This is a genomic window from Psychromonas sp., from assembly GCF_047632955.1.
Classification (GTDB): domain Bacteria; phylum Pseudomonadota; class Gammaproteobacteria; order Enterobacterales; family Psychromonadaceae; genus Psychromonas.
Map to the genome: position 1 here is coordinate 21804 of NZ_JBLIED010000044.1, position 6455 is coordinate 28258.

4 protein-coding genes are annotated in these 6455 nt (G+C 37.2%); 1 reads left to right on the plus strand and 3 read right to left on the minus strand.

The window, feature by feature from the left end; translation table 11 throughout:
• Window positions 1-7: 7 nt before the first annotated feature.
• Window positions 8-1261 carry a transporter gene (locus ACJAZP_RS17370; RefSeq protein WP_415232008.1) on the minus strand — a complete coding sequence of 418 codons (1254 nt, stop codon included), beginning with the start codon at window positions 1259-1261 and terminating at the stop codon, window positions 8-10.
• A gap of 899 nt (window positions 1262-2160) precedes the next feature.
• On the opposite strand from ACJAZP_RS17370, the gene ACJAZP_RS17375 reads away from it, so the two are divergent.
• The gene (locus ACJAZP_RS17375; RefSeq protein WP_415232009.1) at window positions 2161-2865 is read left to right on the plus strand and encodes a sulfotransferase family 2 domain-containing protein; all 705 of its coding nucleotides are present in this window, start codon (window positions 2161-2163) and stop codon (window positions 2863-2865) included.
• A 228-nt stretch (window positions 2866-3093) separates the two neighbouring features.
• Here ACJAZP_RS17375 and tkt read toward each other — a convergent pair whose 3' ends face one another.
• Entirely contained in the window at window positions 3094-5082 is a 1989-nt protein-coding gene (tkt, locus tag ACJAZP_RS17380) for a transketolase (protein WP_415232010.1), read from the minus strand.
• Between the two features lie 270 nt (window positions 5083-5352).
• On the minus strand, window positions 5353-5703 hold the full coding sequence (locus tag ACJAZP_RS17385; protein ID WP_415232011.1) for a DUF6572 domain-containing protein: 351 nt from the start codon (window positions 5701-5703) through the stop codon (window positions 5353-5355).
• Between the last annotated feature and the right edge of the window lie 752 nt (window positions 5704-6455).

Genomic DNA, 6455 nt, shown 5'->3' on the forward strand with positions numbered 1-6455 from the left:
TAAAAAATTAGAAAACCATTGGTACCCTAACGTTAAGACTAACATCCGGAGCATCATCGGTAACACCAATATTTAACGATAAATTTAGATTAGTTCGCTGTGAATAATTGAAAGAGTAACCAATGGCCAATTGACCGATATCGAGTTCACTACTGTCAATTGCCTCGCCATCAATTTTAGACTCTAGAACGTGTTTATGTGAGTAACCCAAACTCATGGAGGTACGTTCATTCAAGGAGAGTCCTAAGCCAAAACTCACACCAATACTATCACCAGGATTTACTTTTCCTATATCTTCATCAGTATTCATATTATATCCGTAACTTACATTACCATAAAGCACCCCTGGATCAGTTGAATAAATCGCCGTAAGGCTAGGTTGAAAACTGAAGTAGCCACTTCCTGTTGGCAACTCAGTAGGAAATGTAGAACCAGCAGTAGATGTTACATAATCAACGTCAAATGGACTCGTTCCTGTTGGTATGGTTGCAGCTAAATTAGCGACATAAATTAAACCACCATCAGCGCCATCATTAATTTGAAAATGCGTAGATAACTCCAGATCTCCAATATTACTGCCATTTGCATTAAATATTTCATCATCAGCAGCACTCTCACTAACCGCACGAGAACGTTGACTGTCAGTACGGACAATATAAGGAAGCTTAATATCAAAATCCCATCGGTTTGTCAGGCCGTATCGCGCAGTAATACTAGCAGTAAAACTATGACGTTTAATTTCTCTAATATCAATGACACCCACCACTATCGCAGGAAGAAAAGAATATCCTTCAAGATAAACCCGGTTACTATCCGAATATGAATACCCCATTGCCGGCTCTATTATTAAGGTTCCTGGATTTGTCAGCACGCCGTTGGTATTCGTGCTTATATTGAGGTCGGGAGATACCTCAATACGAGGTGCAGTTTTAGGAGGCGCTTTACCTACTGGTTTACTGGCCACCGGCGCAGCAGTTGTCTTTGCATTATTGGCCTCCTGATTTCCCTTTTGCTGTGTCGTTTTCGGGGTCAGGTCCTTAATAAGGAGTTTTAAATTATCAATTTCTTTTCCTTGCTCAACAAGTATTTGTTTTTGGCGCTGCAACTCAAGTTCATATTCTGTTCTTTCAGGCTTAGGCGATGGTATAACTTCTTCAGAATAACTGTACTGAGTTGTGGTTATCCACAACGCAAGCGTTATCAAGGGTAATTTATGTGGTTTTAAATGGGATAAAGTTATATTACTAGTCTTCTTTTTCATAATGAGCCCTCTTATATGAAAATATCCACAGTATTTGACGATGTATTTAAGTCAATTACTAACGTACTATATTAAAAATTTGTAACAATATTTTATACAAAAAAATGATATACCAATTAAAAGTAGATGATGGTTAGGACTAATACTAGGGCGATTTTTGAGTTATAGCAGTTTGTTTATTAAACTTATCTATTGCTTTAATATATTAACTTAACACCAAACTTTTTTGGAGCGTTCAGCTATCAACTTAAAGCGAATACAAAAAAACCGCGATATACGCAGTTTTTTATTTCCTCGATGAACAAGTTAATTAAAAAGTCTTATAGAGCCAGAGTTTTAGTGACTGCGACTGGTAAAACAGACTATTTATACTCTACGCTTTGGATTTCAAAAATATCTGTACAAGAAAGAGATACAACACGTACAGCTTTACCCTGTGCGCGTCATGTGCTTGAGATTACAGGTTTTGATGACTGAAGTTAGACCGTCGTCAACTAGGATGATTAAATTGAATGATTTACAGGACAGTCAGAAATATTAGTGACTACATAACTAATTACACTTATTATTTTTCATTTAGGAATAATATTTCCTGCGTTTAATAACCATAATGAAACTAATCACACCGTTATTAACAAAAGATTAAATCATCAAATAATAGCTTGATGTGGAGAAATGAAATAGGATATGAGTATTTAATTACCTTGCTGAGCAATAAAAAGGAAAAGTTTTTCCCTGTGTTTTTACACTTTTATTGCACTTTTATTACACATTAGGATGTTATCCTAATTTTAGAAATCACACCTATTCTCTGGATCTAGGCATTGATAGCTTTGTACGATTATAGTTAATTTAATACCGATTCAGCATTACCTTCTTTACAAAAAAATGCTAAAAAAATGAAAAAATTTATTAATTATTTATCACAAAGCGGCTTGATTGAATATCTAAAAACGTCTGAACGTCAGCTCAGACATATACGAAATGGATTCCCATACAGAAAATATACTAAAAAATATAAATGTATTTTTATACACATACCTAAAACGGCAGGATCGAGTATATTAACTTGCTTAATGGGTGACAAAATTAATAGAGATCATGGTACTTATTATGATTTCAAACGGATTGACCCAGATCGTTTTAACCGATATTTTAAATTTTGCTTCGTTAGAAATCCCTATGATCGAGCTGTTTCAGCTTATGAATATTTAAAAAATGGTGGGAACAATAGTAGTGATTTATATTATAAAAAATTAATAGAAGATAAATACCCGTCATTTAAAAAATTCATATTAGAATATTTAGATGGAAACAAAATCCACGAAAACCTACTCTTCAGTCCCCAATATTTATTTATATATGATGATAGGAATGAATGTCAGGTTGACTATATTGGAAGATTTGAAAATATAAACGAAAACTTTAAATTTATTTGTAAAAAAATTGGAGTCTCTGCTAGATTACCTTCTAAGAATAGAGTTCAACGAAATACTTATGAAACTTACTATTCTGATCATCAAGTTAAAGAGAAAGTTTATAATCTTTATAGTAAAGATTTTGACTTGTTTCAATATTCAAAAGAAATTGATATTAAAGAGTAATATTATAAATTAACTCTGCCACTACATCCCCATGTAAATAGATAAAACATCATCAATAAAAATAGATTATTTTTTTGTGATGTGTACTGACTTATCCCCTCTTTTTAAATAAAAGTGAAAGCTTCAGTAACTTTTTCAGGCTTGTTATGCCAATTGCATAACAGGCTCCACCGAGAAAATACAAAAAAACCGCGATATACGCGGTTTTTTATTTCCTCGATGAACAGGTTATAGAGCGAGAGCAGACTCAACAACGTTTTCGACGGTGAAACCAAACATTTCAAATAACTGTTCAGCCGGTGCTGATTCACCAAAGGTGGTCATACCAATAACTTTACCGTTTAGGCCAACATATTTGTACCAGTAATCGGCAATACCCGCTTCTATCGCCAGACGTTTAGTGACTGCGGCTGGTAAAACAGACTCTTTGTACTCAGCACTTTGAGTTTCAAAAATATCCGTACAAGGAAGAGAAACAACACGTACCGCTTTACCCTGTGCGCATAATTCATTATAAGCTGACACGGCAAGTTGTACTTCAGAGCCCGTTGCAATCAGGATAATATCAGCAGGTGTTGCACTGTCTAATAATACATAACCACCTTTAGCCACATCGCTCAGCTGCTGCGCATCACGCGCTTGAGGTTGCAGATTTTGACGACTGAAGACCAGTGATGTTGGACCGTCTAAACGCTCAATGGCTGATTTCCAAGAAACCGCTGACTCCACACTGTCACAGGGGCGCCAGATATTCATATTAGGGGTTAAACGTAAGCTGGCAATTTGCTCAACCGGTTGGTGCGTTGGCCCATCTTCACCCAGACCGATTGAGTCGTGGGTAAATACCTGAATTGCACGCTGCTTCATTAATGCCGACATACGCAAACCGTTACGCGCATATTCCATAAACATTAAGAAGGTTGCGCCGAAAGGTACAAAACCTTTATGCAGAGCAATACCGTTAACAATGGCAGACATGGCAAACTCACGTACACCGTAGTGTAAATAGTTGCCCGATGCATCATCGGCAGTAATAGCCTTAGTACCTGACCACATAGTGAGGTTAGAAGGCGCTAAATCGGCAGATCCGCCTAATAATTCAGGTAACATTGCGCCAAAGACTTCGATACAGTTTTGTGATGCTTTACGGGTTGCGATATTCGCCTGACTCGCTTGTAATTCAGTAATATACTGATTTGATTTAGCTTCCCAGTCGCTTGGCATTTCGCTGTTGATACGACGCTTATATTCAGCGGCTAATTCCGGGAATGCGGCTGCGTATGCAGTAAATTTATCATCCCATGAATTTTCAAGGACTTGTCCCTGTTCTTTATTATCCCAATCGGCATAGATATCAGCAGGAATTTCAAAGGGGCCATGGTTCCAGCCTAATGCTTTGCGTGTTGCGATGATTTCATCAGCACCAAGTGGAGCACCGTGACAGTCATGTGTACCCTGTTTAGCAGGAGAGCCAAAACCGATGATAGTTTTACAACAAATCATTGTTGGTTTAGTTGTTTCAGCTTTTGCAGCAACAATCGCTGCTTTAATTTCTTCACTGTTATGACCATCAACTTCGATCACATGCCAGCCGTAAGCTTTGAAACGCGCTGGAGTATCATCGGTAAACCAACCATCAACTTTACCGTCAATTGAGATACCGTTGTTATCCCAGAATGCAATCAGTTTTCCTAATCCTAAAGTACCCGCTAATGAACAGGCTTCGTGTGAGATACCTTCCATTAAACAACCATCACCTAAGAAAGTATAAGTGAAATGATCGACTATATCGTGTGCCGGACGGTTAAATTGTGCCGCTAATGACTTTTCAGCAATCGCCATACCAACAGCATTAGTAATACCTTGACCTAAAGGACCCGTAGTTGTTTCGATACCCGGTGCGTAACCGTATTCAGGGTGACCGGGGGTTTTAGAATGCAGTTGACGAAAAGATTTAAGATCCTCAATTGACAGTTCATAACCGGTTAAATGCAATAGTGAGTAGATCAGCATTGAGCCATGGCCATTAGACAGAATAAAACGGTCACGATCTGCCCATTGCGGATTAGTTGGGTTATGTTTTAAGAAATCACGCCAAAGGACTTCGGCTATATCAGCCATCCCCATTGGAGCTCCAGGGTGACCTGAATTGGCTTTTTGTACGGCATCCATACTGAGTGCACGAATCGCGTTAGCTAGCTCTTTACGAGATGGCATGTCTTTCTCCTGATAGGTTGTAGTTGAGTTCAATTGCTGAAAATTGATTAAGGTGGTGTAAAGCGAGGCGATTATCCCAAATGATGTGGGGTACTGGCAATCAAAAAGATTACAATTGAGTACATATTTTTAAAAATTATTTATCATTTTTGCCTCACTCGTAAAATCCGAGAGCGGTCGTTGCAAGACTTCCGATGCAATAGGGTGTTATTTAAAAAAAGCGACTCAGGTCGCTTTTTTTATATTTTTTATAATAGAGTCAAAAACAGATTAACTTTGCTGCTCTGCATAGCCGCTATTTCTGTCCGGCCCGAAAACAAAAATAATACCTTTATCGAGCAGTATTTGTGTGGTTTTATCAAAAAAGGTAATCGCTGAATCGCTGGGCATATGTTTTAAAATAAGCTCAATGGCAATATCAAAACCTTTGCCGTCGGGTAGCGCTTTATCCAATTCGCCTGATTCAATAAAATACAGGTAAGTATTAATTTTTTCCTGAAGCGTATAAAGATGGACATTTTCAGCGTCCCATACCAGAGCATCTATAATACTTAAAAAAACCCGCTGCGCTTCTTTCTCCAGCCCTATCGCATCAATAACATCGGTTTCAACTACGCTCATCTTTTTGCCTTTCTATAAAAATAACAGTTAAATAATCTATACCCATTTCATTAATTAGAGACGCTCTTTGAATACTTAAAAAAATCCGCTGCGCTTCTTTCTCCAATACAATCCTCTCGCATCAATAACATCGGTTTCAACTACGCTCATCTTTTTGCCTTTCTATAAAAATAACAGTTAAATAATCTATACCCATTTCATTAATTAGAGACGCTCTTTGAATACTTAAAAAAACCGCTGCGTTTCTTTCTCCAATACAATCCTCTCGCATCAATAACATCGGTCTCAACTACGCTCATCTTTTTGCCTTTTTATAAAAATAACAGTTAAATAATTTATACCCATTTCATTAATTAGAGACGCTCTTTGAATACTTAAAAAAACCCGCTGCGCTTCTTTCTCTAATACAATCCTCTCGCATCAATAACATCGGTCTCAACTACGCTCATCTTTTTGCCTTTCTATAAAAATAACAGTTAAATAATCTATACCCATTTCATTAATTAGAGACGCTCTTTGAATACTTAAAAAAACCCGCTGCGCTTCTTTCTCCAATACAATCCTCTCGCATCAATAACATCGCTCTAAACTACGCTCATCTTTTTGCCTTTCTATAAAATAACAGTTAAATAATTTATACCCATTTCATTAATTAGAGACGCTCTTTGAATACTTAAAAAAACCCGCTGCGCTTCTTTCTCCAATACAATCCTCTCGCATCAATAACATCGCTCTAAACTACGCTCATCTTT